Origin of the sequence: Brevundimonas mediterranea, assembly GCF_014196125.1 — a bacterium.
Lineage (GTDB): Bacteria > Pseudomonadota > Alphaproteobacteria > Caulobacterales > Caulobacteraceae > Brevundimonas > Brevundimonas mediterranea.
Window position 1 is genome coordinate 1,191,775 of sequence record NZ_JACIDA010000001.1, and the last position, 25,556, is coordinate 1,217,330.

The 25,556-nt window shown below is 66.7% G+C and carries 26 protein-coding genes; 6 read left to right on the forward strand and 20 right to left on the reverse strand.

The genetic code is table 11. The features are described from left to right. Positions 1–13: 13 nt before the first annotated feature. Entirely contained in the window at positions 14–883 is an 870-nt protein-coding gene (locus GGR11_RS05965) for a pPIWI-associating nuclease domain-containing protein (RefSeq protein WP_183195819.1), read from the reverse strand. Between the two features lie 248 nt (positions 884–1,131). Here GGR11_RS05965 and GGR11_RS05970 point away from each other — a divergent pair, with 248 nt between their 5' ends. Continuing rightward, a complete protein-coding gene (locus GGR11_RS05970) occupies positions 1,132–1,653 on the forward strand; it encodes a hypothetical protein (RefSeq protein ID WP_183195820.1) in 522 nt (173 codons plus the stop codon). Positions 1,654–1,759: 106 nt separating this feature from the next. Here the strand turns inward: GGR11_RS05970 and GGR11_RS05975 are convergent, their stop codons facing one another. The 6 genes from GGR11_RS05975 to guaB form a co-directional block, all read right to left on the reverse strand. Continuing rightward, positions 1,760–3,013, reverse strand: coding sequence for a tyrosine-type recombinase/integrase (locus GGR11_RS05975; protein WP_183195821.1), 1,254 nt, complete (start codon positions 3,011–3,013; stop codon positions 1,760–1,762). Between the two features lie 290 nt (positions 3,014–3,303). After that, positions 3,304–4,866, reverse strand: coding sequence for a glutamine-hydrolyzing GMP synthase (gene guaA, locus GGR11_RS05980; protein WP_183195822.1), 1,563 nt, complete (start codon positions 4,864–4,866; stop codon positions 3,304–3,306). Beyond that, positions 4,863–5,564 (reverse strand): 5'-methylthioadenosine/S-adenosylhomocysteine nucleosidase, encoded by a 702-nt coding sequence (locus GGR11_RS05985; protein ID WP_183195823.1) that lies wholly within the window; start codon positions 5,562–5,564, stop codon positions 4,863–4,865. Before GGR11_RS05985 ends, guaA begins: the two co-directional genes overlap by 4 nt. After that, a complete protein-coding gene (locus GGR11_RS05990) occupies positions 5,564–6,865 on the reverse strand; it encodes an RsmB/NOP family class I SAM-dependent RNA methyltransferase (RefSeq protein WP_183195824.1) in 1,302 nt (433 codons plus the stop codon). The genes GGR11_RS05985 and GGR11_RS05990 overlap by 1 nt, the downstream gene beginning before the upstream one ends. Before the next feature lie 16 nt (positions 6,866–6,881). Beyond that, a complete protein-coding gene (locus tag GGR11_RS05995; RefSeq protein ID WP_183195825.1) occupies positions 6,882–7,274 on the reverse strand; it encodes an MAPEG family protein in 393 nt (130 codons plus the stop codon). 4 nt (positions 7,275–7,278) lie between these two features. Beyond that, entirely contained in the window at positions 7,279–8,736 is a 1,458-nt protein-coding gene (gene guaB / locus GGR11_RS06000) for an IMP dehydrogenase (RefSeq protein WP_183195826.1), read from the reverse strand. A 127-nt stretch (positions 8,737–8,863) separates the two neighbouring features. On the opposite strand from guaB, the gene GGR11_RS06005 reads away from it, so the two are divergent. Next, positions 8,864–9,406 carry a DUF2061 domain-containing protein gene (locus GGR11_RS06005; RefSeq protein WP_183195827.1) on the forward strand — a complete coding sequence of 181 codons (543 nt, stop codon included), beginning with the start codon at positions 8,864–8,866 and terminating at the stop codon, positions 9,404–9,406. 25 nt (positions 9,407–9,431) lie between these two features. On the opposite strand, the gene GGR11_RS06010 is transcribed toward GGR11_RS06005, so the two are convergent. After that, on the reverse strand, positions 9,432–10,142 hold the full coding sequence (locus GGR11_RS06010; protein WP_183195828.1) for an RlmE family RNA methyltransferase: 711 nt from the start codon (positions 10,140–10,142) through the stop codon (positions 9,432–9,434). A gap of 72 nt (positions 10,143–10,214) precedes the next feature. On the opposite strand from GGR11_RS06010, the gene GGR11_RS06015 reads away from it, so the two are divergent. Then, entirely contained in the window at positions 10,215–10,676 is a 462-nt protein-coding gene (locus GGR11_RS06015; protein WP_008263882.1) for a peptidylprolyl isomerase, read from the forward strand. Between the two features lie 57 nt (positions 10,677–10,733). Here GGR11_RS06015 and GGR11_RS06020 read toward each other — a convergent pair whose 3' ends face one another. The 6 genes from GGR11_RS06020 to GGR11_RS06045 all read right to left on the reverse strand — a co-directional run bounded on the left by GGR11_RS06020 (position 10,734) and on the right by GGR11_RS06045 (position 16,312). Next, complete coding sequence (locus GGR11_RS06020) at positions 10,734–11,210, reverse strand: hypothetical protein (RefSeq protein WP_183195829.1); 477 nt, start codon at positions 11,208–11,210, stop codon at positions 10,734–10,736. A gap of 15 nt (positions 11,211–11,225) precedes the next feature. Beyond that, positions 11,226–12,629 (reverse strand): MBOAT family O-acyltransferase, encoded by a 1,404-nt coding sequence (locus GGR11_RS06025; RefSeq protein WP_183195830.1) that lies wholly within the window; start codon positions 12,627–12,629, stop codon positions 11,226–11,228. Next, positions 12,629–13,885, reverse strand: coding sequence for a GDSL-type esterase/lipase family protein (locus GGR11_RS06030; RefSeq protein ID WP_183195831.1), 1,257 nt, complete (start codon positions 13,883–13,885; stop codon positions 12,629–12,631). Before GGR11_RS06030 ends, GGR11_RS06025 begins: the two co-directional genes overlap by 1 nt. A gap of 2 nt (positions 13,886–13,887) precedes the next feature. Beyond that, entirely contained in the window at positions 13,888–14,772 is an 885-nt protein-coding gene (locus GGR11_RS06035; RefSeq protein ID WP_183195832.1) for an SGNH/GDSL hydrolase family protein, read from the reverse strand. Positions 14,773–14,862: 90 nt separating this feature from the next. Continuing rightward, positions 14,863–15,276 carry a DUF2177 family protein gene (locus GGR11_RS06040; RefSeq protein ID WP_008260687.1) on the reverse strand — a complete coding sequence of 138 codons (414 nt, stop codon included), beginning with the start codon at positions 15,274–15,276 and terminating at the stop codon, positions 14,863–14,865. A 10-nt stretch (positions 15,277–15,286) separates the two neighbouring features. Continuing rightward, on the reverse strand, positions 15,287–16,312 hold the full coding sequence (locus tag GGR11_RS06045) for an SAM-dependent methyltransferase (RefSeq protein ID WP_183195833.1): 1,026 nt from the start codon (positions 16,310–16,312) through the stop codon (positions 15,287–15,289). A gap of 151 nt (positions 16,313–16,463) precedes the next feature. Here GGR11_RS06045 and GGR11_RS06050 point away from each other — a divergent pair, with 151 nt between their 5' ends. The 3 genes from GGR11_RS06050 to GGR11_RS06060 all read left to right on the forward strand — a co-directional run bounded on the left by GGR11_RS06050 (position 16,464) and on the right by GGR11_RS06060 (position 18,981). Beyond that, entirely contained in the window at positions 16,464–17,204 is a 741-nt protein-coding gene (locus tag GGR11_RS06050; RefSeq protein ID WP_183195834.1) for a CoA transferase subunit A, read from the forward strand. Next, positions 17,204–17,860 (forward strand): 3-oxoacid CoA-transferase subunit B, encoded by a 657-nt coding sequence (locus GGR11_RS06055; RefSeq protein ID WP_183195835.1) that lies wholly within the window; start codon positions 17,204–17,206, stop codon positions 17,858–17,860. The genes GGR11_RS06050 and GGR11_RS06055 overlap by 1 nt, the downstream gene beginning before the upstream one ends. Before the next feature lie 164 nt (positions 17,861–18,024). Further along, a complete protein-coding gene (locus tag GGR11_RS06060) occupies positions 18,025–18,981 on the forward strand; it encodes a hypothetical protein (protein ID WP_183195836.1) in 957 nt (318 codons plus the stop codon). Positions 18,982–18,996: 15 nt separating this feature from the next. Here the strand turns inward: GGR11_RS06060 and GGR11_RS06065 are convergent, their stop codons facing one another. The 6 genes from GGR11_RS06065 to GGR11_RS06090 form a co-directional block, all read right to left on the reverse strand. Then, complete coding sequence (locus GGR11_RS06065; RefSeq protein WP_183195837.1) at positions 18,997–19,647, reverse strand: ABC-type transport auxiliary lipoprotein family protein; 651 nt, start codon at positions 19,645–19,647, stop codon at positions 18,997–18,999. Next, complete coding sequence (locus GGR11_RS06070; RefSeq protein ID WP_183195838.1) at positions 19,644–20,582, reverse strand: MlaD family protein; 939 nt, start codon at positions 20,580–20,582, stop codon at positions 19,644–19,646. The genes GGR11_RS06065 and GGR11_RS06070 overlap by 4 nt, the downstream gene beginning before the upstream one ends. 77 nt (positions 20,583–20,659) lie before the next feature. Beyond that, positions 20,660–21,499: an ABC transporter ATP-binding protein gene (locus GGR11_RS06075; protein WP_183195839.1), complete on the reverse strand. Its 840-nt coding sequence runs from the start codon at positions 21,497–21,499 to the stop codon at positions 20,660–20,662. Beyond that, entirely contained in the window at positions 21,496–22,614 is a 1,119-nt protein-coding gene (locus GGR11_RS06080) for an MlaE family ABC transporter permease (protein WP_183195840.1), read from the reverse strand. Before GGR11_RS06080 ends, GGR11_RS06075 begins: the two co-directional genes overlap by 4 nt. Before the next feature lie 229 nt (positions 22,615–22,843). After that, positions 22,844–24,304: a UdgX family uracil-DNA binding protein gene (locus tag GGR11_RS06085; RefSeq protein WP_183195841.1), complete on the reverse strand. Its 1,461-nt coding sequence runs from the start codon at positions 24,302–24,304 to the stop codon at positions 22,844–22,846. After that, complete coding sequence (locus tag GGR11_RS06090) at positions 24,304–25,542, reverse strand: putative DNA modification/repair radical SAM protein (protein ID WP_183195842.1); 1,239 nt, start codon at positions 25,540–25,542, stop codon at positions 24,304–24,306. The genes GGR11_RS06085 and GGR11_RS06090 overlap by 1 nt, the downstream gene beginning before the upstream one ends. Positions 25,543–25,556: the final 14 nt, after the last annotated feature.

The following is a 25,556-nucleotide window of genomic DNA, read 5'->3' on the forward strand; positions in this document are numbered from 1 at the left end:
TGATCGGCGCCCCTCACTCATAGAAGCTTCGGTTATCGACCCTGGGTTCACGCACCTCTTCAAACTTTTCGGGGTCGATCGACGACACGATGACCGTCGCCTCGAAGGGATAGCTGTCATCCATCGTCGCACCGTCACCCCGGCGGACGTCGGAACCGGACCCGTACTGTAGGGTCACATAGACCACGCCCTCGACCTCCAGGTGGATCTGTTCAGGACCGATCTCGACGACCGAGATGTCCTCGACCTGGATTTCGTCGATGAACGTATGGGTGGAGAGCTCGTCCAGTTCGGCGATCGTCTCGCTGATCATCCGGTCCATAACCTGTTCGTCGATGGCCTCGCGCAGCGCCTCGGCCACCGCCTTTCGGCAGTCATCGGCCGCATCGAGAAGGGTGCCCATGGCCTCGAAGATGTCTTGGGCCAGCGCGACGACAGGTTTGTGTTTGTCGACGACCGTATCGGGTTTGACGTGGGTCAGCTTGTTGAGGAGCGCAATCGCCCGGTTGAGCGGCCGGACATACTCTTTCCGAGACAGGCCGAGGGTTTTCTCGACGTACGTCGACGACAGGCCGCCGCGCGCGATATAGTCGGCGCGCTGAGCGCGCGTCACCGTCTCGGTGTCCTCGGCCTGAACGAACCACTGACACGCGCGGACTTCGCGATCCGGGGCCATGACGTGAAGCAGGTGGGTCAAAGCTTCCCGGCACGCGGCACCCAACAGGTTGCCGCGAATGGGGTTCTTGGCGTCGCGCCCGACCCGGATCGCCCCGTCGAGGACAATCGCCAGGAAGGTGTCGCCCGGGCGTCGAGCGGCAAGGCCTTTCGCGAGCTTTTTGACCGCCTTCCAGTCTGCGGCCTTTTTAAGATTCTTCTTGGTCATGGGCCCCAGGTCGTCTCGCGGGTCGCGTGACCGGCTGTGAGTAGGAAACATAGGGTTGCAGGCTGTCACCGCCAAGAAGCGTCGCTTCTTGATCTGACGGCTCGACGTCGACCCTCTGCCCGGTTCCTGCCCGGCGGAATTGATGGCGCCTCCCGTGTTCCGAAATCCGCGACGCGCGATCTTCGGCCAGGGTCACGCCGGACGATAGATATCGCGTCTGCGACCGCCGACGGAGTATCCCTGCGGACATGAAGAAAACTTCCGCTTCCCTTACCCGTCGCGACGAAATCCTGATCCGCGTGGCGATGGATCATGAGGACATCGAGATTGCCGGATTGGCCGGTGAGTTCGCCGCGAGCTGCGTCTTCGATCAGGCTGGTGTCGGATGGATCGACCTCGGCCAACGCCCCGATCACCACAGCACCTTCCTGAAGTCCCTGACGGCCCATCGCCCAGACTACCTCGTCTTCTATGGCGGGGGCAGCATCCTCATCGATGTGAAGACTTACCGGCCGCGGCAGCAGGGGAGCGAGGGCCACCTGTTCGGCATTACTTCAGTTGACCGGAACGACCTTAAGGCGACGCAGAACGCCTCAGGCATCCCAGTCGCGCTGCTATTCTGGAACAGGCTGGCCTACGGACGCTTCGAGTATAGAATCTGCCTTCTGGACGACCTGTTGGTCCCGCACACCGACGACAAAGGCACGGAGTGGCTCTGCCGGGATTTTTCTGCAGAGGAGCTCACCACGACCCGGTTGGCGGCCTCATAGGGCCCGTAAGATGCACCGTCGAAGGCGTCTATTGGAGCAAAACAAGCCCCTCGTCGCCTGCGCTCAGGGAGGCAGGTTTTGGTGAGCGGGCCTGCGGCGAGGCCGTTCAGAACCTCGGATCGAAACGCGGTGAGCTGACCTCTGACACGGTCAGTACCGGGGTGTAGGCGCGGCCGACTTCCCAGGCATCCACGGCGTTCGACCATTCCTGCGCCATGTGGCGGCGCTGGGTCTCGAACTCCGCCTTGTTGTAGACGCCTCGCGAAGATCGCTCTTCGTGAGCAAGCCCTTTCTCAATCCAGTCCGAGTTGAAGCCCATCTCGTGCAGCAGGGTCGAGGCGGTCCGGCGCAGGTCGTGGACGGTGAAGGGCTCGAGCGGCAGGTCACCCTTTCCGGCCCTTTCAGCGATTGCACTGGTGACGCGGTTGAAGGTCGCCCGCGACATCGGCGCATCGGCGTCATAGCGCGACGGCAGGATGTATTTCGAGTTCCCGGCGCAGGTCTTCAGGGCGACCAGGATGTCGAGCATTTGGGTGGAGAGATAGACGTTGTGGGGGCGTGAGCGCTTCATGCGTGCTGCCGGTATCGACCAGACCGCATTCTCGAAATCCACCTCGGTCCAAACCCCGTCCTGAAGTTCGCTCTTCCGAACCATGCTGAGGAGGATGAACTTCAAGCCGAGCCTGATGGTCGGCAGGGTCGCCACCTCACCCAGGAGCATCAGCATGATCCGGATTTCGGCTGGGGTGAGTGACCGATCGCGCGGCCGGAAGGTGGCGATCGAAGCCGGACCCACGTCATCCGCAGGGTTGTCGATCTTCTCGCCGTGGAGGATCGCCCAGCCGTAAATCTGTTTGACGATATCCCGGACATGGATCGCCGTGGCGGGCGCCCCGCGATCCACAATCGCCTTGCAGTGGGCTCGGAGGTCGTCGGGCGTGATCTCGCTCAGCAGGCGGTTCTTCCACTTCGGCAGGATGTCCCGATTGAAAATCGCCCGGCGCATGTCTCGGGTGCTGTCCGCCATCGGCGCACGGTCCATCCAGCCCTGGGCGACCTGTGCGAAATCGTGAGCTTCCTTCAGGCGACGTTTGGCGCGCTGCTTTTCAACGGCGGGCGATACCCCGTCCGCGATCGCCTTCTTCACCTCTATAAGCCGTTCGCGAGCTTGCGCCAGCGTCAGCCCGGCCCGACCGTAACGACCGAGCGTCAAGGTCTCTCGACGACCGTTGAACCGATAGTCGTAGCGGAATGAGATCGCGCCGCCGGTCGAGACATAGACGTACATACCGTCCCTGTCGGTACTCTTGTAAGCCCTTGCTTTCGGACGCAAATTCTTCAGTGCAGTGTCGGTAAGCACGGTATAATCGCCTCTCTCCGTCGGTCCTCGAATCCGGTCTCGCCAAGGCGGCTTTTTCTCATTTATCTCAACGACTTGCTGGAAATAAATACCGTCAGGGCGTGGCCCGATGTCAGGACGGTATGAGCCAGAGTCCGCCAGATCAATGCAGCGGCGTACCGTCGGGCAGTCCGACAAAACGAAAAAAGACCCTCCGAATGGCTCCGAAGGGTCTCGACAGAATTCACAATGTTGTCAGGCCTTTAGAGGCCGCTTCGGAAGCGATACCGAATGCTACCGAAGGGTCGGGACTATTCCCACTCGATGGTCCCCGGCGGCTTCGACGTCACGTCGTAGACGACGCGGTTCACGCCCCGCACCTCGTTGATGATCCGCGTGGCGGTCTTGGCCAGGACGTCCCAGGGGAATTGGTAGAAGTCGGCGGTCATGCCGTCGGTGGAGGAGACGGCGCGGAGGGCCAGGACTTTTTCGTAGGTGCGGGCGTCGCCCATGACGCCGACGGTCTTGACCGGCAGCAGGACGGCGAAAGCCTGCCAGATATGGTCGTACAGGCCGGCCTTGCGGATCTCGTCCAGATAGATGGCGTCGGCCTGTTGCAGGGTCTCGACGGCCTCGGGCGTGATTTCGCCGGGGATGCGGATGGCCAGGCCCGGTCCGGGGAAGGGGTGGCGGCCCACGAACGCGTCCGTAAGCCCCAGTTCGCGGCCCAGGGCGCGGACCTCGTCCTTGAACAGTTCGCGCAGGGGCTCGACGAGTTTGAGCTTCATATAGTCGGGCAGGCCGCCGACATTGTGGTGGCTCTTGATGACGTGGGCCTTGCCGCTGGACGATGACACGCTCTCGATCACGTCGGGATAGAGGGTGCCCTGGGCCAGGAATTCCGCGCCCTCGATCTTGTTGGCTTCGCGGTCGAACACCTCGATGAAGACGCGGCCGATGATCTTGCGCTTGGTCTCCGGATCCGACTGGCCCGCCAGCTCGCCCAGGAATTCCTTCGACGCATCAACATGCACAAGCGGGATATTGTAGTGCTCGCGGAACAGGGTGGTGACCTGGGTCGCCTCGTCCTTGCGCAGCAGGCCGGTGTCCACGAAGACGCAGGTCAGCTGGTCGCCGATGGCCTCGTGGATCAGCACGGCCGCGACCGAGCTGTCGACGCCGCCGGACAGGCCGCAGATGACCTTGGCGTCGCCGACCTGTTCGCGGATCTGGGCGATCTTCTCGTCGCGATAGGCGGCCATGGTCCAGTCGCCCTTCAGCCCGGTGATGCCGTGGGTGAAGTTCTTCAGCATCTGGTGGCCGCGCGGTGTGTGCATCACCTCGGGGTGGAACTGCACGCCGTAGAAGCGGCGGGTCTCGTCGGCGATCACCGCATAGGGCGAACCGGCCGAAGAGGCGACGACGTCGAAGCCCTCGGGGATGGCGACGATCTTGTCGCCATGACTCATCCACACGGTCTCCTCTTCGCCGACCGGGGCCAGGTCAGCCAGCAGGGGCGAGGCCTTTTCGACGGTGATCTCGGCGCGCCCGAACTCGCGGGTGTGGCCGCCCTCGACCTTGCCGCCCAGCTGTTCGCACATGGTCATCTCGCCGTAGCAGATGCCCAGCACCGGCACCCCGGCCTCGAACACGGCCTGAGGCGCGCGGGGGCTGCCCTCTTCGTGCACGCTCTCGGGACCGCCCGACAGGATGATGGCCGCCGGGTTCATCCCCGCCAGAGCGGCCTCGGCCTTCTGGAACGGATGGATCTCGCAATAGACGCTGGCCTCGCGCAGGCGGCGCGCGATCAACTGCGTCACCTGGCTGCCGAAGTCGACGATGAGGACCTTTTGGTGGTCGTGCGGGGTGGTCATGGCGTGATCGAATCCGGGGAGAGTTGCGCGGGGTCTTGGCCTTGTGCGGCCGGGATTTCAAGGGCGGCGAGGCCGTCGGCCTCCAGCACGGCGATCAAACGGTCCAGGGCGGCCGCCAGGTTCTCGTCCACGTGATGCAGGGTCGAGGTCCAGTCCTCGAGCGCCTTCAGTTCGGCGCGGCCGTCCGACACGCCGCGCAGAGCGACCAGGGGCACACCGAAGGTCTGGGCCGACCGGACCAGGGCCCAGGTCTCCATATCCACCATCTCGGCGTCTATGGCGTCATAGGCGGCGCCGGAGACGACATTGGCGCCGGTCGACAGGGTCGCGGTCGGCACGCCAGGGATGGGGCAAGGCAGAGGCAGGACCGCAGGCTGGTCCAGCAGCGGCGTCATGCCCTTGGCCAAACCCAGGGCGCTGGCGTCCATGTCGCGATAGGCGACCGACGCGGCCTGATAGACGCAGGCGTGGTTCAGCACCCGCGAGCCGCACGACCCCAGCGACACGATCAGGTCCGGCAGATCGCCCGCCGCCTCCAGCCGGGCCAGGGCGGCGGTCAGGACGACGGCGGCCTCGACCGGGCCGACGCCGGTCATCAGGGGCTGGATGCGGGCGCGCAGATGGTCGCCGTACTCGGCGGGCGCAGCCATGACGTGGAGGACCGAAACCTCGCCGTGCCGCGCCAGCCCAGCCCCCATCAGGCGGCGCGCTGATAGACGGCGGCGAAGAAGCCGTCGGTGTCCGCGGTCGCCGGCGACAGACGCAGACGCGCGCCCGACGCCAGTTCGGCGAACTTGGCGCGGGCCGCCTCGGTCAGTTGCGGGGCCGACAGGACATCAGCGACGGCGACCGGGCGGAAGTCGGGGTTGGCGGCCTCGAAGGCGTCAGCGCTGGCCTCGTTCTCGCGCGCCAGCATCGAACAGGTGACATAGACCAGACGCCCGCCCGGCTTCACCAGCTTGGTCGCCTGGCTCAGGATGCGCACCTGAAGGGCGTGCAGCTTCTCGACCTCTTCGGTCGTCAGCCGCCAGGCGTCCTCCGGCCGACGCCGCCAGGTGCCCGAACCCGAGCAGGGGGCGTCGACGAAGACCAGATCGGCCTGGCCGTTGACGGCTTCCAGTCCGCCGCCGTTCTGACCGATCAACACCAGCTCGGCCTCGACGCCTGCGCGTTGCAGGCGGGGCCGGATGTTCTCGAGCCGCTTGTTGACGACATCCGAAGCGATCAGCTTACCCTGCCCCGTCATGGCCTGGGCCAGACCCAGGGTCTTGCCGCCGCCGCCGGCGCAGTAATCCACAACGGTCGTGCCCGGTTCGGCGCCCGCCAGCCAGCAGACGACCTGGCTGCCTTCGTCCTGGATCTCGAACTTGCCGGCCTTGAACCCGTCCAGGGCCTGGATATTGGGCGGCGGCTCCGACGGCACGCGCAGGCCCCATTCGGACCAGGGGGTGCGCGAGACCTCCAGACCGGCGGCCCGCAGCTCGGCCTCGACAGCCTCCACCTTGGCGGTCGCGCCATTGACCCGCAGGTCGATGGGCGCGCGCGGCGCCATCAGGGCGTGGGCCTCTTCGGCCCAACGGTCGCCGAAAGTGGCCTTGAAATCCTCGACCACGAACTCGGGCAGCCCGGCCGCGACCCAGCCGGGCAGTTCACCCGGCGCGGCGGTGATGCGGCTGCGTTCCTGCTTCGACAGCGGACGCGGACCGTAGCCTTCGCCCGAGTGCAGCGCCTCGATCTCGTCCACCGACAGCCCGTCAATGGCGTGCAGCGATCCGATCACCAGGGCCCGACCGTCTTCGCGCCCGCCCATGATCCACGACAGTCGGCCGCGCGCGCGCAGCACCTTGTAGACATGATCGGCGATGGCCCGCCGATCCTTGGACCCGGCATAGCGGTTGGCGGTCCCCCAGGCTTTCAGGACGGTTTCCGCCGGTTGGTTGCCCTGGGCGATCGAGTCCAGGACGGCGGCGGCGGCGGCGAGACGGGCGGCTGGGGTCAATGCGGACTTTCAGAGATCAAAGAAACAGGGAGGCCAGGACCATGACCAGTCCCGCGAGCGAGACCAGCCAGACCAGCGACCGGATATAGGGAATACCGAGGGCGTAGAGCGGCACATAGACGAAGCGCGCCCAGAAATAGAGGGCCGCGCCCCACACGGTCAGGGCGCCGGACGCCCCGATCACATGGGCGATCAGCACCGCGCCGATGAACAACGGCAGGGTTTCATACAGATTGGCCTGGGCGCGCTCGAGACGGCCGGTCAGCGGCTTCTTCGCCGCCGGCGTTTCGTCGCGCGGACCCGCATTCCACTTCGAACCGAATTCGACCGTCCGCGCCCCGGCCGGCAGGAAGATCTGCACCAGGGCCAGGATCAAGGTCAGGGCCAGATAGGTCAGTTCGGTCGTCATGGCCTTATCCCTGTCTGTAGTTCGGCGCCTCGCGCGTGATCATCACATCGTGGACGTGGCTCTCCCGCAGGCCCGCGCCGGTGATGCGCACGAAGCGGGCGCGTTCCTGGAAGTCCGCGATGGTGCCGGCCCCCACATAGCCCATCGAAGCGCGCAGCCCCCCGACCAGCTGGTGTAGGACCGGCGAGATCGGCCCCTTGTACGGCGTCTGACCCTCAATGCCCTCGGGCACCAGCTTCTCGGACGAGACTTCCTTCTGGAAGTAGCGATCCGCCGAGCCGCGCGCCATGGCGCCGACCGAACCCATGCCGCGGTACGACTTGTAGGACCGACCCTGGTACAGGAAGACCTCGCCGGGGCTTTCGTCGGTGCCCGCGAACATCGAGCCCATCATGGCCACGTTCGCGCCGGCTGCGATGGCCTTGGCCAGGTCGCCCGAATATTTGATCCCGCCGTCGGCGATGACCGAGGCGCCCGTGCCCCTGGCGGCCCGCGCTGAGTCCATCACGGCCGTCAGTTGCGGCACGCCCACGCCGGCGACGATCCGGGTGGTGCAGATGGAGCCCGGGCCGATGCCGACCTTGACCGCATCTGCGCCCGCGTCGATCAGGGCCCGCGTCGCGTCATAGGTGGCGACGTTGCCGGCGATGACCTGCAGCCGGTTCGACTCGCGCTTGATCCGCTCGACCACCGCCGCGACCGAGGCCGAGTGACCGTGCGCGGTGTCGATCACCACCACGTCCACGCCCGCGTCGGCCAGGGCCATGGCCCGCTCGTAACCGGCGTCGCCGACGGTCGAGGCCGCGCCGACCAGCAGACGACCCTGCTCGTCCTTGGCCGCGTGGGGGAAGGCCTGGGCCTTCTCGATGTCCTTCATGGTGATCAGGCCGACGGCCCGATAATCCTCGTCCACCACGATGACCCGTTCGATCTTGCGGGTCTTCAGCAGTTGGCGCGCCTCTTCCTTGCCGGCGCCCTCGCGCACCGTGATCAGGTCGCCCGTGGTCATCAGCGAGGCGGCGGTCAGGTTCAGGTCGCTTTCGAACCGCATGTCGCGGTGGGTCAGCATGCCGACCAGCTTGCCCGTGGCCGGATCGACCACCGGGAAGCCGGTGATCTTCTTGCGCGCCACGATCTCACGCACTTCGCCCAGGGTCGTCTGTGGGCCGACGGTGACCGGATTGACCACCATGCCGCTTTCATAACGCTTCACGGCGCGGACCTGATCGGCCTGCTCCTCGATCGTCATGTTGCGGTGCAGCACGCCCAGGCCGCCGGACTGGGCCATGGCGATGGCCAGGCGGCTTTCCGTCACCGTGTCCATGGCGGACGACAGCAGCGGGATGTTGAGTTTGATGTCGCGTGTCAGCTGGGTCGAGACATCGACCATCGCCGGCATGAACTCGGACGGGCCGGGTTCGAGCAAAACATCGTCGAAGGTCAGTCCTTCGCGTATCTCCATAGGGAGTCTCCGTTTTGCGGGCCGCGTATAACGGTGCGGAGGGGGCCACGGCAAGGGTCTTGCGGCTTATGGGCCCGATAGATTTTATTGGTTTGCAACCGACAGGGCCAATGACCATTCTTGCAACATGGTCGGCGTCCTCCTCAGCACCGCGCGCAAACTGGCTTTGAAGATCGCCAGCTATGGCGTCATGCACCTTGTGGTGGCCGTTCTGGTGGCCTTCGCCATCACCCGCGACTGGCGCATCGCCCTGGCCGTCGGCATGGTCGAGCCCTTCTTCCAGACCATCGCCTATTCGATCCACGACAGGGTCTGGCACCGGGTCGAACGCCGCCGCATGGCCTCCAACATCGAAGAGGCGGCCGAGGCCTTCACCGCACGCCTCGACATCATGTCGCCGGATGAACAGACCCGCGTCCACGACCATCATGGCCACAGCCACGCCCTGCCCCGCTCGTTCAAACAGGTGGCGGTCAAGACCGTCACCTATGGCGTCATGCATTTCGCTGTCGCCGTGGCCGTGGCCTACGCCCTGACCCAGGACATCCGCACGGCCCTGGCCATCGGCACCATCGAGCCCCTGGTCCAGACGGTCTTCTTCACCGTCCACGACCGCATCTGGTCGCGCATCGAACAGCGCCGCGCCGGCCGGCAGCCGGCGACGGCTTGAGCCTCGGCGGCGCGGATTCTGCTGCCTACAGCTTGTTCAACGCCACCAGAAACACCTCGGCGCTATCCTTCCGGCTCGATTCCGGCTTGACGTATTTGACCGTCTCGAACTCCTCGCGCAGCCGCGCCAGAACCCCTCCGGCGTCGCCGCCCTGGAAGTTCTTGGACACGAAATTCCCGCCTGGCCGCAGGGTGCGGATGGCGAAGTCGGCGGCGATCTCGATCAGGGCGATGATCTTCAGGTGGTCGGTCTGGCGGTGGCCGACCGTATTGTGCGCCATGTCCGACAGCACCAGGTCCGGCGCGCCGCCGATGGCGTCGATCAGCTGCTGGTCCACGCCCGGATGGGTGAAGTCGGCCTGCAACAGGGTCGAACCCGGAATCGGCTCGATCATCAGCAGGTCTACGCCCGCCACGGCGCCGGCTCCGCGATTGACCGCCACCTGGATCCAGCCGCCCGGCGCCGCACCCAGGTCGATGACCTTCGAGCCACGCTTGATCAGGTGGAATTTGTCGTCGATCTCGATCAGCTTGAAGGCCGCGCGCGAGCGCCAGCCCTCGGCCCGCGCCTTCTCGGACCATTTGTCCGCCAACTGGCGTTTGATCCATTGCTGGCTCGACATCGACTTGGTGTCGGCCGTCTTCATTTTGGTGCCCATGCCGCGCCCGGCGGCGGTGCCGCCCGTGGGCGGTTTGACCATCCGGCGGCGTTCTTGGGGCTTTTCGTCTTCACTCATCGTTCCCACATAGCCCCGACCGGCGTTGCGGGCTATGTCCCGCCTCAAATCAACCCCAAGAGGACGACCGAAATGGCCGACACCCTGACCTTCACCCTGGACACCGGCGACGGCGAAGCCCGCGACGTGGTCATCAAGCTGCGCCCCGATCTGGCCCCCGGCCACGTCGAACGCATCACCGAACTGGCCTCGGAAGGCTTCTACGACGGCGTGGTCTTCCACCGCGTGATCGCCGGCTTCATGGCCCAGGGCGGCGACCCCACCGGCACCGGCACCTCCGGCTCCAAGAAGCCGAACCTGAAGGCCGAGTTCTCGGCCGAGCCGCACGTGCGCGGCGTCTGCTCGATGGCGCGCACCGCCGATCCCAACAGCGCCAACTCGCAGTTCTTCATCTGCCTGGACGACGCCACCTTCCTGGACCGCCAGTACACGGTCTGGGGCGAAGTCGAATCCGGCATGGAACACGTCGACGCCCTGCCCAAGGGCGAGCCGCCCCGCGCGCCGGGCAAGATCGTCAAGGCGACGGTCAACTAAGACTCTCCTCCCTCGAAACCGTATCGGCTCGGCCGATGCGGTTTCGAGGCCTGCGGTCTAGGAGCGGTCCTTGGCCGTGCCGTCGAACTGAACCGCCTGGGCGTCGCGCCAAGCGTCACGCAAGCCGTCCACCGGCAGGTTCGCGCCCAGCAGGGCCAGCTGATCGACCCACACCGTCGCCAGTTTGTCGACTGTGGACTGGCCCCAGCCCGGCGGCTGCTGTCGCGCCCAGTTCTGCAAAGACCCCGCATTGAAGATCATCAGGAAGGCGCAGATCACGAACAGGGTCTGGCTGGTCCACCGCCGCGCCCGCGACGCCTCGCCCTCCTCGTCCAGAGCCGGCGCGGGAGGAAAGGCGAACCGGCCCAGGGCGACCAGGGCGTTCTCGCGCGTCGGCAGGTCGTGGGCGTCGGCGGCGCCGATCCAGTCGCTGGACGGATCAGCCGCCACCGGTTCGTCCAGGGGCGGAAACGGCGACACCGGCGGATGCGCCTGTGTCGGGAAGGGATCGATCGGGTCCGTGGGATCGCTCATCGTCGGATCAACGCCTCAGAACTGGAAATAGATGAAGGGCGCCACGCCCTCGGGTCGCATCGCCTCGACCAGCAATATGGCCGCCCCGATCAGCACCCCGAGCGTCGGCGACGGCGCCGTCTTCAGCCGTTCCGCCAGCCCTTCGACCGCGCGCGGCGGCAGCCAATGCATCGCCAGCCCGCCGACGATCAGTGCCAGCACGAAGGGCGTCACCAGGCTGAAAGCCTCGAATCGCCCCAGCCCGGCCAGCATCTGCATCGCCAGGTCAAAGGTCTCGGCCCGGAACAGGATCCACCCTAGGCAGACGACGTGGAAGGTGATCAGGATGCCCAGCCAGGTCGGAATGACCTTGCGGTCCTTGACCACCGCACGACCGAGGCGCTCGACCACCTGCGCCCCGCCGTGCAGCGCGCCCCAGGCCACGAAGGTCCAGGCCGCCCCGTGCCACAGCCCGCCCAGCAGCATGGTGATCATCACATTGAGGCACGACGACCACAGCCCCTTTCGCCCCCCGCCCAGCGGCACATACAGATAGTCGCGCAGCCAGCTGGACAGGCTGATATGCCACCGCCGCCAGAAGGCCTGCATCGAGGCCGCCCGATACGGCTGGTCGAAATTGCGCGGGAAGGAATAGCCCAGCAGGGCCGCGATCCCGATGGCCATGTCCGAATAGGCCGAGAAGTCGCAGTAGATCTGGACCGCATAGGCATAGACCGCCGCCGCGATGTCGATCGCCCCGTAGGCCGACGGGTCGAAGAAGACCGGGTCCACCAGCCGCGTCGCCAGCTCGGACGCGATCACCGTCTTCTTGAACAGGCCCCAGACGATCAGCAGCAGCCCATGGGTCGCCATTTCGCGCGTCAGCCGGGGCACGCGCGCGAACTGGGGCAACAGGTCCGACGCCCGCACGATGGGCCCCGCCACCAGATGCGGGAAGAAGCTCATCAGCAGCATGACGTCCAGCAGGCTCTCGGCCGGCGCCGTCTTGCCGCGATAGACGTCGACCACATAGCTGACGCCCTGGAAGGTGAAGAAGCTGATCCCCACCGGCAGCACCACCTGCAACAGCGGCAGGTCACGCTCCCAACCCAATTGCGCCAGCAGATCAACGGCCTGTTCGACGAAGAAGCCGTAATACTTGAAGAAGCCCAGGATGGTCAGATTGGCCGCGACGCCCAAGCCGACCCACAGTTTGCGCCGCCCCGCCCGGTCGCTGCGCACGATCAGGGCCGCCACGCCCCAGTTCAGCACGGCCGAGGCGATCAGCAGCCCCACGAACCGCCAGTCCCACTGGGCGTAGAAGAACCAGCTGGCCAGCAGCAGGAACAGTTTGCGCCGCCCGTTCTCGCGATCCAGGCTCCAGCTGACCAGATAGACGAACAGGAAGAAGACCGCGAAGGCCAGGGTCGGAAACAGCATCAGTCCGCCTCCCCCTTCGCCGCCTTCCAGCGGTCATAGGCCCGCATCAGATCGTCGCTCAACACCCCGCCGATCCACTCCGCCCCGAGGGAGGTGAAGTGCACCCGGTCGGGCCGCATATAGGGCTCAGGGCTAGTCGCCAGCCGCTCCGCCGAACACTCGCCCCCCATCCGTCCGTACCAGTCCCAGAAGGCGACGCCCGTCTCGCCCGCGACCCGACGCTGCACATCCCGGACCACCGCCAGAGCCGCCGGGGCCGCCCGCGATCTGTCCGCCCCACAACCGCCTGCCAAGCCCGACTTCAGCCCCTCCGGCGCCGCCAGGATCAGCAGCGACGCCCCCGGCGCCAGCCGCCGCAGCCGCTCGATCTGGCCCCGCAGCAGGCCCGCGTAGACCTCGGCCTCCACCCCTTCAAATCCATCATTGACGCCAAAGGCCAGAATGATCAGCGACGGCCGCCATGCCGCCAACTCCGCAGCGACCACCGCCTGATCCCGCGCCGCCAGATCCCGCAGCTTCGCCCCGACCACGCCCAGGCTGGACACGACCACGCCCGGCCCGCTCCGCTCGATCCAGACATCGTGGAGGGTCACGGCCCCCGTCGGGCTCAGCCTGACGGAAGTCGTCACAGCGCCCAGCCGCAGGCTCCGGCACAGGGGCGCCGCCTCGGTCGCGCGGAAGTCCGCCTCGACCGTCTCTTCCGGCGTCGTCACGGTGATCCGTCCCGCCTGCGGCCCGCTGTCGCCGCACAGCCCCACGATGTCGAAGGCCGCGCCCGGCTCGGCGGTCAGGCTCAGCACCGCCCCCTCGCCCGCCTCCGACCGCGCCCCGCTCAACCCCGCCCTCAGGGTCGCCGCCCCGTCCAGCCCCGTCAGGGACGCGACCGATATGGGCCAGTCGCGCGCCGTCACCTCGACCTGCATCGGCCCATAGCCGGCATAGGGAATCCCTGGCTGCAGCACGCCCCGACCGCCGGGTCCGAACCGAGCCTGCAACCGTGCGCGCAGGGCGCCCGTGATCCGATCCCCGGCCGTGTGGCTGTCGCCGATCTGGAGAATATGGACCGGCCGCTCGCCCTGGCCGATCTCCGCCGTCCGCAAGGCCTCGAACACCCCCTCCAGCGCCTCGACGCCGCAGATGCCTTCAGGACAGACCGACGCTCCCGGCGCCGGCGCGGGCATGGGCGCATAGGGGACCTCGGTCCCGCTCTGCATCCCCAGCATCAGCACCGCCGCCCCCACGGCCGCCAGGCTCATGGTCAGCCGGTCGTCTGCGGCCGGGCCGCCGCCGCATCCAGACCCGCGTCGCGCTTCAGCCGCTCCGCCACTGGCGCGCCGATGCGGCGATAGCCGGCCATGGTCATGTGAATTCCGTCATTGGCCCGCATCAGCTGCGGCCGCCCGTTAGCGCCGGGCAGATAGGCCGCGTATTCGCCCGCCGTATCGGCGGTGACGCCGGTCGTCTCGATCAGGGGCACGCCCAGGGCCGCCATCCGCTCGCGCACCACGGCGTTGATGACCGTCATCTTGGCGTCGAAACCGGCCCGCTTCATCTTGGGCAGACCGACCCAATAGACCGCGACGTCATTGGCCCGCAGCAGGCCCACCAGATCGTCGATCCGCTTGGCGTAGGCCGCCTTCCAGCCGGGCGTGCCGAAATCATGGATCACCCCGTCCAGGCTGATGCCCTGGGCGTCATTGGTCCCGAACATCACCACCGCCGCATCGACGGGCGTCTCGCTCAATTGCCGCGCCGTCTTGGCCTGGATGTCCACATAGTCATAGCGCGACAGGCCGGTGGAGACCGCGCTGAACTGGGTCACAGCGACCCCCTTCTCGCCATGCAGATCACGGTATAGGGCGGCCCAGAGGCCGTCCGCCATCGAATCGCCGAACACCCCGATCCTCAGTCCGCCCTGCGCGAGCCGCGCCTTCAGCGGCGTCACTGCGGCCTTCACGACCGGCGCCGGCGCCGGGCTCTCGACCGGACTGGCGACCGACGGCGGACTGGCCGAGGCGTTGGCGGTTCCGCCCAGCATCAGGGTCGGATGGCGCAGCCAACCGCGCCCGTCCGGCGTCAGCATCAGGCCGATCACGACCCCGACGACCAGGGCCGCCGTCAATCCGTTGATGCCTGCGCGCAAGACCGCCCCCGTCGAAAACAGGGTTAGCTATAGCTTAACGACCCCGGCCTGCGCCATGCCGGTCCCGTGTCAGGCGAAACGACAGCGACCTCAGCCGAACCGCCCCTCGGCCCAGCGCGCCGCGAAATAGCCGCCGGTCGCCGAGATCGTGGTCAGAACCGTCCCCCAGATCAGGTCAATCACCGTCAGCTTGGTCTGCCAGATCTCCAGCGTCGCCTGGTTGGTCAGGTCATAGGTGGCGTAGGCGACGAAGCCCAGCGCCGCCCCGTTGATCGCCGCCCGCGTCCAGCTTCCGTCCTTCAGGGCCGGGGCAATGGCCAAAAAGACCGTCCCGGCGATGGAGATCAGATAGAACAGCACCGCCGCTCTCATATCCGGCTTGTCCGCCAGAATCGGCCCCAGCACCGGCTTGTAGAACCGGTCGGTCATGGTGGTCAGCCAGACGGCGTCGATCACCGCGAAGGTGATCCCGGCGCCCAGATAGGCGAAGACATATTTGATCACGACAAACTCCTCAGGCGGGTTTCAGGCGATAGTGGCTGACCGCCCAGGTGCGGCCCCCGTCGTTGCCGAACAGACCGGCGGTCGCCAGGTAGAAGCGCCGCCAACGCCGGGTCCAAAGCTTGGCGTCGTCGCCATAGGTCTCGCGCATCAGCACGGCGATCCGCGCGGCGTTACGATCCATATTGGCCAGCCAATCATTGGCGGTTCGGGCGTAATGGCCGCCGTTCCAGGTCCACTCCTGCTCGACCGCAAACAGGTCGGGGAATTGCCGGATCAGGCCATGGCTGGGCATGACCCCGCCGGTGAAGAAATGCTGGGCGATGAAGTCGCCGCTGTCGGTGTGGTCAAACCGGTACGGCGCGTCGCGGTGGGTGAAGACATGGATGAACATCCGCCCTTCCGGCTTCAGCCAGGACCGGGCCTTGGTCAGCAGGGCCCGCCAGTTGGCCATATGCTCGAACATCTCGACCGAGACGATCCGGTCGAACCTCTGGTCGGTGTCGAACAGGTTCATATCCTGGGTCACGACCGTCAGATTGCTCAGCCCCCGCGCCCGGGCCTGGGCTTCGATATGACCCCGCTGCCCGTGACTGTTCGACACGGCCGTGATCCGCGCCCGGGGATAGGTCTCAGCCATCCACAGCGACAGCGAACCCCAGCCGCAGCCCATTTCCAGAATGGCCTGACCGTCCGCCAGATCGGCGTGGGCGCAGGTCTCCAGCAAGGCCGCGACCTCGGCCTGGTCCAGCGTCTCCGTTCCCGTCGGATACAGGCAGCACGAATATTTCAGCCGTTCGCCCAGGCACAGGCGGAAGAACTCGGGCGGCAGTTCGTAATGCTGCCGGTTCGCCGCATCCGCATGTTCGGCGATGACCCGCTCGGCCATCTCGCGCGCGAACGCCGCCGGGTCATGGGGACCGTCGCGATCCAGGCGCCGACGCGCCTCCGTGACCAGACTGTCGATCGCCGGGCGGGTGACGAAGTCCGGAAAGGGCGCGTCCTGCAGCTGGCGAATGGCGACATTGGTCAGGTTCATTCAGGCGCTCCCGTCAGATCACGAGGGATACGCTTTGGGACGACATTCGGATGCGACGCGATTGCCGCCGCGACCGCTTGCCCGCAAGATCGCTTCCGGACTATGAGCGGAAGACGCCGCGATATTCATCAGACGGTGAAAAGGGAGAGCGATGGGAAAGATCTATGCTGACGTCACGTCCGCGCTGGAGGGCCTGACCTTCGACGGCATGACGGTCATGTCCGGCGGCTTCGGCCTGTGCGGCATCCCCGAGAACCTGATCGCCGCCCTGCGCGGCAGCGGCGTCAAAGGGCTGACGGTCATCTCCAACAACGCCGGGGTCGACGGCTTCGGCCTGGGCCAACTGCTCGGCACCCGCCAGATCGCCAAGATGATCTCGTCCTACGTCGGCGAGAACAAGGAGTTCGAGCGCCAGTACCTGGCCGGTGAGCTGGAGCTGGAGTTCAATCCCCAGGGCACGCTGGCCGAGCGTATCCGCGCCGGCGGCGCCGGCATCCCCGCCTTCTTCACCGCCACCGGCGTCGGCACCCTGGTCGCCGAGGGCAAGGAGGTCCGCAACTTCAACGGCCGCGACTACGTCATGGAGACCGGCCTGATCGCCGACCTGTCCATCGTCAAGGCCTGGAAGGCCGACGAGCGCGGCAATCTGATCTTCCGCAAGACCGCCCGCAACTTTAACCCGATGATGGCCACCGCCGGCAAGGTCACCGTCGTCGAGGTCGAGGAGATCGTCCCCGTCGGCTCGCTCGACCCCGACCACATCCACACGCCGGGCATCTATGTCGACCGCCTGGTCCAGACCGTGTCCGAGAAGCGCATCGAACAGCGCACCGTGCGTCAGAGGGAGCCGGGCTCAAGTAGCGAAGCGGTAGCCCAAGGAGGGAATGCCTGATGCCCCGCACACGCGAACAACTGGCCGAACGCGCCGCTCAAGAGCTTCAGGACGGCTTCTATGTGAACCTCGGCATCGGCATCCCGACCCTGGTCGCCAACTACATCCCCGCCGGCATGACCGTGACCCTCCAGTCCGAGAACGGCATGTTGGGCATGGGGCCCTTCCCCTATGAGGGCGACGAGGATCCCGACCTGATCAACGCCGGCAAACAGACGATCACCGAGATCCCGGAATCGTCCTATTTCAGCAGCGCCGACAGCTTCGCCATGATCCGCGGTGGCCACATCAACCTGTCGATCCTCGGCGCGATGGAGGTGGCCCAGAACGGCGACATCGCCAACTGGATGATCCCCGGCAAGCTGGTGAAGGGCATGGGCGGCGCCATGGACCTGGTCGCGGGCGTCAAGCGCGTGGTCGTTGTCATGGAACACGCCAACAAGCACGGCCAGTCCAAGGTGTTGAAATCCTGCACCCTTCCCCTGACCGGCACGGGCGTTGTCAGCCGCATCATCACCGACCTGGCCACCTTCGACGTCAAGCCTGACGGCGCAGGCCTTGAGCTGATCGAACTGGCCGACAGCGTCACCCTGGACGAGGTCGCGGCCAAGACGGAGGCCGCCTACACCGTGGCTCCGGGACTGAAGGCGGCCTGACCTCGGCCCGTTCGGGGTCGCCTAATCGAACCTTGTTGGGTAATGCCGCGCCCGCTAGTGTCGATTCATCCCAAGGTCCTCGGTGACCGAAGGGACAGCGACCCCGAGCGCCCGCTGTCCGGCGCCCGACGCCTCCCGGGGCGGGAACAGGCGACCTCCATAACATGGCCACTTCGCTCCAGACGCGGCCCGCAGTCTCCGACGGCCCAGACTCGCCAGCCCCCCTGCTCGACCTCGGCGCGCGTTTGACGGCGCGCCAGCCGGGGGACCGCCGCTTCGGCGCCCCGATCCACGCCTGGTATCCGGTGCGTGCCGCGCTGGCCCGCAACGCCTCGCGGACCCGGCTGCACGGCGAATGGATCGACCTGCCCGCCCGGGTGGCGCTGGACGCCGTCCAGACGACGACGTGCGGCGGTTGGCGGCTGATCAACCGGTTCGGACTGGTCTGGGCCTGTCCTGCCGGATCAGCGACGCCGCCTGACCTGCCTTCGCCGCCCGAGTCTCCTCTGGTCCTCATCGCCTATTCCGAGGCCCCCGCGCGCGCCGACTATGACCAGGCGGTCCTGGGTCTGCTGGACCCGGCCCATGTGCCGATGATCCATAACGCCTGGTGGTGGCGCAGCCAGGCGCGACGCACCAAGACCAAGAGCTACAGCCCCTCGCCCTTCGGCTTCACCGCCGTCGCGGCGGACGCCTTCGCCTCCACCCCCGCCTATGATCTGGTGTCCGAGGATCGCAAAGTGAGCATCGAGTTCCGCCTGCCGTCGATCCGGCTGGAGCGCGTCACCGCGCGCGGGTTCGAGCTGATCAACCTGACCACCGTGACCCCCCAGGCGGAGGGCGACGTCATGATCCGCAACCTGATTCTCTGCTCGGTCGCCGCCCTGCGCTTCGGCAGCCCGCTGCTGTCGGCCTGGGGCCGGACCTTCCTGCGTCAGGACGTCGCCATACTGGAGCGGCTGGAAGGCCGCAGCCCGCATCTGCCCCTGGTCTTCGCCGGCGACCCGGACCGCCCGTCCGCCTTCTACTTCGCCTCCAAGGCCGCCCTGCTCCGCGCCCAGCGCGACGAGACCCCCTACAGGAACCCGGTCGAAGCCGAGTCCCTCCAGTGGGTCACCTGAGCCGGGCCCCAGCCCTCACTTCGCCGACTGTATCGTCCAGTCGGCGATCTGGGTGTTGATGTCGCGCGTCGCCGTGTCGAAGGCGGCGACGATGGCCGAGACCCGGTTCTCGCCCGCCGGCTGGGTCACCGTAAACACCCGCTCCACCGAGCGCCCCTGTTCAGGACGGATCGCCGCATCCCCGCCCGTGCGCCGCTCAGGCGTCGAGCGCAGCTGGGCGCGGGCGGTGATAACCACGTCCGGCGTCGCCCCCGGCGCGGCGTAGCGCGCCTCGAACGTCGTCACCGTCACCTGAAGCACCAGCGGCGGCGTGCCGGGCTCGCGCCGACCCAGGACGCGGATCTGGTCGGCCCGATTGGCGAAGGCCGCCTTCAGGCTGTCGTCGAACAGGGTCGCGGCGGGCGACACCCAGCGCGCGCCGCCGATATAGGCGGTCTCGGTCCCGGTGACGCCCAGGAGCCGGTCGTCCCCGCTCGCGGCCGGAAACTCGATCCGCCGGATCGACACCGACAGGGGCGCGGGCGTGTCGCCCTCGACCGACGGGGCGTCCAGCGGCAGGCCGAACCGGTAGTTCTGCACCGGGTCCGGCGTGGACAGCAGCGAACAGCCGCCAAGCGAGACGACGACGACTGCGACGGCGCCCAGTTGCACCAGGGAACGGATCATGGCTGCACCTCCAGCTCTTTCGATTGCGGTTTCCCGATGAAGTCCCGCGGGCTGGCGCGGACGTCGTCGATCAGGGCCTGGAGCGACCGGGTCGCCTCCTGCAGTTCCTCGATGGTTCCACTCAGTTGCGGCAGGCTGGACGTCGCGAAGTCGCCCAGCGGTCGTTCCAGGCCGGTGATCGAGCGATTCGCCGAGGCGATGGCCGTGCGGGCCTCCGCCGTCGCCTGGTTGATGTTGGCGATGGCTTCGCGGCCGTCGGTATTGACGACGGCGCGCATGTCGGACGCCAGCCCCTGATATTCCAGGATGGTGGCGTTGGCGTTCTTCACCGCCGCCTCCAGCTCGGCGAAGATGGCCTTGCGGGCCTCCAGCTCGGTCGTCAGGGCCTCGACGTTCTTCACGCTGGTCGAGAAGCTGCGGATATTGTCGTCGGACATGACGCGGTTGATGCGGTTCAGGGCGTCCACCGTCTGGGCCAGCACCGTGCCCGAACCGCTCAGAAGCTCGGCGATGGGCGACGGCTGGCTTTGCAGCACCGGCACGACATTGTCCGGATACTGGTCCTTCAGCAGGGCGCTGTTGGGCGAGCCGGCGGTGATCTGGATATAGTTCAGGCCTGTGATGCCCTGGGGCTCCAGCTGGGCGCGCGAAGTCACGCGCACCGGCGTGGTCCCGTCCACGCGAACCCGCGCGATGACCTGGTCGCCACGTTTGGTGTCGATGTTCAGGTCGGTCACCTCGCCGACGCGGATGCCGTTGAAATGCACCTCGCCGCCTTCCGACAGGCCATTGACCGGCCCATAGAAGACGATGTCGTACATGTCGTAGTCGCTGTTGAACTGCAGTCGGGCCAGCCAGATGGTGAACACCGCCAGCGCCGCCAACAGGCAGACGGTGGCGATCCCGACGGCGGCGTAATGTGCGTCTCGTTCCATACTCGGCTCTCCTCAGGCCGCGGTCTCGAGCGCGCAGCAGGCGAAAGTGGTCGCCGGTTTCGCCGCCCGCTGCGCGCTCATTTTGACATTTCCGGTTCCGACCGCGCCGAGGCGCGGTCGGAACCGTGGGCTGCGCGACCGCGCGGCCCCAGGAAGTACTCCTTGATCCACGGATGGTCGGAGCGTTCCAGCTCCTGCACCGTGGCCTTTTCGACGACCCGTTTGTCCGCCAGCACCGCCACCTCGTCGCAGATGGCGTACAGGCTATCGAGATCGTGTGTGATCATGAAGACGGACAAGCCCAGATCGTCGGCCAGCTGCCGGATCAGTTCGTCGAAGGCCGCCGCCCCGATGGGGTCCAGGCCCGCCGTCGGCTCGTCCAGGAATACCAATTCGGGATCCAGCGCCAGGGCCCGCGCCAGACCGGCCCTCTTCTTCATCCCGCCCGACAGCTCGGCCGGCTTCAGGTGATGATGCTCTGGTTTCAGACCGACCATGGCGATCTTCAGCTCGGCCAGTTCGTACATCACCGACTTGGGCAGTTTCGTATGTTCGACCAGGGGCGCCGCCACGTTCTCAAGAACGGTCAGGGATGAGAACAGCGCCCCCTGCTGGAACAGGATGCCAGTGCGCTTTTCGATGTCGGCCGCCTGATCGTCCGTCAGGGTGGCGCGGTCGTAGCCCAGCACCTTGACCGACCCGCCCTCGGGCTCCTTCAGGCCGATGATGGTGTTCAGAAGCACGGTCTTGCCCGCGCCCGATCCCCCGACCACTCCCAGGACCTCGCCCCGCTTCAGGTCCAGATCCAGGTTCTCGTGAATGGTCCGGTCGCCGAACTGGCTCAGCAGGCCGCGCACCTCGATCAGATTCTCGGGTTCGTCGTCCGGCGCGGCGGCCGACATCGTCGTGTCGGTCATATGTCCAGCTCCAGGAACATCAGGGCGAAGACGGCGTCCAGCAGGATGATGGCGAAGATCGCTTGCACCACCGCCGCCGTCACCCGCCGGCCCAGGCTCTCGACATCCCCAGCGACCGACATCCCCTGACGACAGCCGATGGCGGCGATCACCAGGGCGAAGACCGGCGCCTTCACCAAGCCGACCATCATGTGCTGGGCCATGCTCCCGTCCTCGACCAATCGCTGGAAGAAGAAGGCCGGCCCCAGGTTCAGGGAGCTCCAGCACACGACCAGACCGCCCAGCAGGCCGCCGATCATGCCCATGAAGGTCAACAACGGCAGCATCAGCACCAGGGCCGCCACGCGCGGGATCACCAGGGCCTGGAACGGATTGACGCCCATCACCTGCATGGCGTCGACCTCCTGGTTCATCCGCATGGACCCGATCTCGGCTGCAAAGGCCGAGGCCGACCGCCCCGCCAGCAGGACCGAGGCGATCACCACCGCGAACTCGCGGAACATGGCCACGCCGATCAGCTGCACCGCGAACACCTGAGCGCCGAAGTCGGTCAGCAGGTCCACGCCGATGAAGGCCACGACTGCGCCGATGAAGAAATTCGTCACCATCACGATGGGAATGGCGTCCAGACCTGCGCGCTCGGCCTGGCTGACCCAGGCGGGCCAGCGGATGCCGCCCGGATTTTTGGCCGCCTCGACCACGGCCGCCATCAGCCGGCCGAGGAAGGCCAGCGATAGCATCGCCTCGCCGCCGAAGTCGTATACGCCCCGACCGATCTTGGCGAAGGAGCGGGTGAAAGCGTCCGGACGCTTGAGCGGCGGCGCGCTCTTGCGCTCCAGCGTCTCGATCATCGTGTAGATGCGACCGGCCTCGGGCCGATCCTTCCAGGCCGACTTGGGCACCCCGCCATGCGACGCCTGCACCAAGGCCAGGGCGCCGGCTGTATCGAACCGACCCAGATCGCGGGTGTCCAGGCTCTTGACCTTGCGCCCGGCCAGATCTTTTTCCAGCCGTTGCTGAAGGCGCCCCAGGGCTGTCGTCGTCCAGTCGCCGACCAGGCGCAGCTTCGCCGTCCCGTCGCCCGCGTCCGTGATTTCGTAATCGGTCTGGCTCATCGCGCCCCGGAAGTCAGAACGGGAATCAAGCGTTTTCCCAACCTACGCAAGAAACAGCCGAAAACCCGACACGCCTCATGGTCAAGCCCAAGGGGGAAGTCAACGCGCGATGACATTCCAACGGCGCTTTCCTTTCATACTGTGTCGGACCTGCGTCCCCCATGGAATATTCCTCACCGCCACGCTGGCGCTACAACGGCAACGCCGCCAGACCGGATTCGTTCGTTCTTCAACCAATAAGGTGTCGCGCGGCGGACAGATCCTCGACGAAGGCGCGCCGCGCCTCGCTCTGGGCAGCCCTGTCCGGCAGTCGCAGCAGATAGGCCGGGTGGACCGTCAGCATTCCGACCGATCCGTCGTCCAGCGTCAGGGCTTGCCCCCTTTCCCTGATCACCGCCGGCTTGCGGCCCAGCAAGGCCAGGCCGGCCGTCGCGCCCAGGGCCAGCACCAGCTTCGGCTGAACCAGCCGGCGTTCGGCGTCCAGCCACCAGCGACAGGCCGTCACCTCGCCCGCATCCGGCGTCCGATGCAGGCGTCGCTTGCCGCGCGGCTCGTGCTTAAAATGTTTGACGGCGTTGGTGACATAGACGTCGACCCGGTCGACGCCCGCCTCTTCCAGCGCCTCATCCAACACCTGGCCCGCCGGCCCGACGAAGGGTCGTCCCGCCAGATCCTCCTGATCGCCCGGCTGTTCGCCCACGATCATCAACCGCGCCGCCTTCGGCCCTTCGCCGCACACCCCCTGGGTCGCGTCGCGATACAGGGGGCAGCGCCGACAGGCCTGAACTCCGCGCTCCACCTCCGCCAAATCCGCCGGAACCACCTCCGCATCGGGCCGCGCGGCGTGAAGGTCCCGCGCCACCGCCCGCATGAACCGCGCATTGGGCGCTGGCGCGGGGGTTGCGACCATGGCCTCGGTCCGGCCCTGGGACGCGGCCGTCAGACCCGGAATCAGCGCCGCCTCAGGCAGGTTCTTCCAATAGGATTTGGGCATCTCGCCCTGCATGGTCTTCAGCTTCAGCCGCGCAGGATTGAAGGTGGAGGCGTAGTAGGTCTTCCAGAACGCCTCGATCTCGTCCTCGGCCGGCGCCATGTCCCGCGTCGCCGGCGGGCCGAAACTCAGGGTCTCGGTGTCCCAATGGGCCGAACCGTCCGGCGTCAGGATTGACCACCGCATGGTCGTGAACCGCCGCTGAAAGAAGGGCGCGGTCCTTTCCACCACCCGGTGCGCAGGCTCGAACCAGGCGACCCAGGCCTCACCGTGCGCGTCGTGCGTCTGGCGAAAGCGCACGAAGGCCTTCATCTTGTGCGACGACCGGCTGACGTTTCTTGCCCGCTCCATCGCATCGGCCACGTCCCGATCCGAGACCACCTTGGTCAGGTCCGGCTCGTCCCGGAGACGCCACAGCAGCCGGTACATCAGGTCGAAACGGTCGGCGGACCGATGCAGGATCACGTCTCGCGCCAGGTCCACGAAGGCGGCGGGAACGGTGAATTCGTCCCTATTCCGCTCATCCCCGCTTTCGCGGGGATGAGCGGAATAGGGGATGTCGAACAACCCGCCCTGTCCATCTGCCCCCGCCACGACAAACCGCGCCGCGACCGGCTCCACGCCCGCCAGCCGCAACGCCCGCGCCGCGACCCTCCACCCGTCGAAATCCGTCTCCGACGCCAGCACCGCCGTCTTCATCAGAACAGGCTTAACTGTTCGGGCGACCGCGACGTCACCCGCGCCTTCAGATCCGCCGCATCCGTCAGGGCGCCCGGCGTCCAGTCCAGGGCGGTGATGAAGGGCCGCACCTTGGCCACCGACCGCGTCAGCCGCCCGACGTCCTCCAGCCTCAGCGTCCGATACCGCCGCACCGACACGATCCGGTCGACAGCCTTCACCCCCAGACCCGGCACGCGCAGCAGCATCTCGCGCGGCGCCCGGTTCACATCGACGGGAAACTGTGCGCGCTTGTTCAGCGCCCAGGCCAGTTTCGGATCGACCGCCAGGTCCAGCATGCCCCCGGCCGCCCCCTCCCCGATCTCTGGCGCGGAAAAGCCGTAGAACCGCATCAGCCAGTCGGCCTGGTAGAGGCGGTGCTCGCGCATCAGGGGCGGTTTCGACAGCGGCAGGACCGAACTGGAATCCGGGATCGGGCTGAAGGCCGAATAATAGACCCGCCTCAAACCATAGCCGCCATACAGGGAGGCGCTGCGGTCCAGGATTTCCGTATCCGGCGCCCCGTCGGCGCCGATGATCAACTGGGTGCTCTGGCCGCCGGGCGCGAACTTGGGCGGCTTGATCTTGTCGCGCTTGGCCGGCCTGGCTGCCTCGACGCCCAGCCGCACCTGGCTCATCGCCTTCTTGATGACGGCGACATCCTTCTGCGGCGCCAGTCGCGCCAGGGCCTCGTCGCGGGGCAGTTCGATATTGGCCGACAGCCGGTCTGCGTACAGGCCCGCCATCTCGACCAACTTCGGATCCGCCTCGGGGATCAGCTTCAGATGGATATAGCCGCGGAAGTCGTGGACCTCCCTCAGCGTCTTGGCCACTAGGACCAGTTGCTCCATCGTATAGTCGCCGGACCGGATGATGCCCGACGACAGGAACAGGCCTTCGATATAGTTTCGCCGATAGAAGTTCAACGTCAGGTCAACCACCTCGTCCACGTCGAACCGCGCCCGCTCCACGTTCGACGACGCCCGATTGATGCAATAGGCGCAGTCGTAGATGCAGAAATTGGTCAGCAGGATCTTCAGCAGGCTGATGCACCGCCCGTCCGGCGTATAGGCGTGGCAGATGCCCATGCCCTCCGTCGAGCCGATCCCCTTGCCGCCGACCGAGTCCCGCTTCGAGGTTCCTGACGACGAGCAGGAGGCGTCGTATTTCGCCGCATCCGCCAGGATCGACAGCTTTTTTCGCAGATCAAGACGCGCCATTTGTTCATGGTACG

Excerpts from the sequence above, each read along its gene's own strand:
- guaA (WP_183195822.1), bottom strand. The coding sequence starts at position 4,866 with ATGACCACCCCGCACGACCACCAAAAGGTCCTCATCGTCGACTTCGGC.
- GGR11_RS06050 (WP_183195834.1), top strand. The coding sequence starts at position 16,464 with ATGGGAAAGATCTATGCTGACGTCACGTCCGCGCTGGAGGGCCTGACC.
- GGR11_RS06045 (WP_183195833.1), bottom strand. The coding sequence starts at position 16,312 with ATGAACCTGACCAATGTCGCCATTCGCCAGCTGCAGGACGCGCCCTTT.
- GGR11_RS05995 (WP_183195825.1), bottom strand. The coding sequence starts at position 7,274 with ATGACGACCGAACTGACCTATCTGGCCCTGACCTTGATCCTGGCCCTG.
- GGR11_RS06025 (WP_183195830.1), bottom strand. The coding sequence starts at position 12,629 with ATGCTGTTTCCGACCCTGGCCTTCGCGGTCTTCTTCCTGTTCGTCTAT.
- GGR11_RS06085 (WP_183195841.1), bottom strand. The coding sequence starts at position 24,304 with ATGAAGACGGCGGTGCTGGCGTCGGAGACGGATTTCGACGGGTGGAGG.
- GGR11_RS06005 (WP_183195827.1), top strand. The coding sequence starts at position 8,864 with ATGGTCGGCGTCCTCCTCAGCACCGCGCGCAAACTGGCTTTGAAGATC.
- GGR11_RS05965 (WP_183195819.1), bottom strand. The coding sequence starts at position 883 with ATGACCAAGAAGAATCTTAAAAAGGCCGCAGACTGGAAGGCGGTCAAA.
- GGR11_RS06055 (WP_183195835.1), top strand. The coding sequence starts at position 17,204 with ATGCCCCGCACACGCGAACAACTGGCCGAACGCGCCGCTCAAGAGCTT.
- GGR11_RS05985 (WP_183195823.1), bottom strand. The coding sequence starts at position 5,564 with ATGGGGGCTGGGCTGGCGCGGCACGGCGAGGTTTCGGTCCTCCACGTC.
- GGR11_RS06090 (WP_183195842.1), bottom strand. The coding sequence starts at position 25,542 with ATGGCGCGTCTTGATCTGCGAAAAAAGCTGTCGATCCTGGCGGATGCG.
- GGR11_RS06060 (WP_183195836.1), top strand. The coding sequence starts at position 18,025 with ATGGCCACTTCGCTCCAGACGCGGCCCGCAGTCTCCGACGGCCCAGAC.
- GGR11_RS06075 (WP_183195839.1), bottom strand. The coding sequence starts at position 21,499 with ATGACCGACACGACGATGTCGGCCGCCGCGCCGGACGACGAACCCGAG.
- GGR11_RS06015 (WP_008263882.1), top strand. The coding sequence starts at position 10,215 with ATGGCCGACACCCTGACCTTCACCCTGGACACCGGCGACGGCGAAGCC.
- GGR11_RS06010 (WP_183195828.1), bottom strand. The coding sequence starts at position 10,142 with ATGAGTGAAGACGAAAAGCCCCAAGAACGCCGCCGGATGGTCAAACCG.
- GGR11_RS06070 (WP_183195838.1), bottom strand. The coding sequence starts at position 20,582 with ATGGAACGAGACGCACATTACGCCGCCGTCGGGATCGCCACCGTCTGC.
- GGR11_RS06020 (WP_183195829.1), bottom strand. The coding sequence starts at position 11,210 with ATGAGCGATCCCACGGACCCGATCGATCCCTTCCCGACACAGGCGCAT.
- guaB (WP_183195826.1), bottom strand. The coding sequence starts at position 8,736 with ATGGAGATACGCGAAGGACTGACCTTCGACGATGTTTTGCTCGAACCC.
- GGR11_RS06080 (WP_183195840.1), bottom strand. The coding sequence starts at position 22,614 with ATGAGCCAGACCGATTACGAAATCACGGACGCGGGCGACGGGACGGCG.
- GGR11_RS06030 (WP_183195831.1), bottom strand. The coding sequence starts at position 13,885 with ATGAGCCTGGCGGCCGTGGGGGCGGCGGTGCTGATGCTGGGGATGCAG.
- GGR11_RS06065 (WP_183195837.1), bottom strand. The coding sequence starts at position 19,647 with ATGATCCGTTCCCTGGTGCAACTGGGCGCCGTCGCAGTCGTCGTCGTC.
- GGR11_RS05970 (WP_183195820.1), top strand. The coding sequence starts at position 1,132 with ATGAAGAAAACTTCCGCTTCCCTTACCCGTCGCGACGAAATCCTGATC.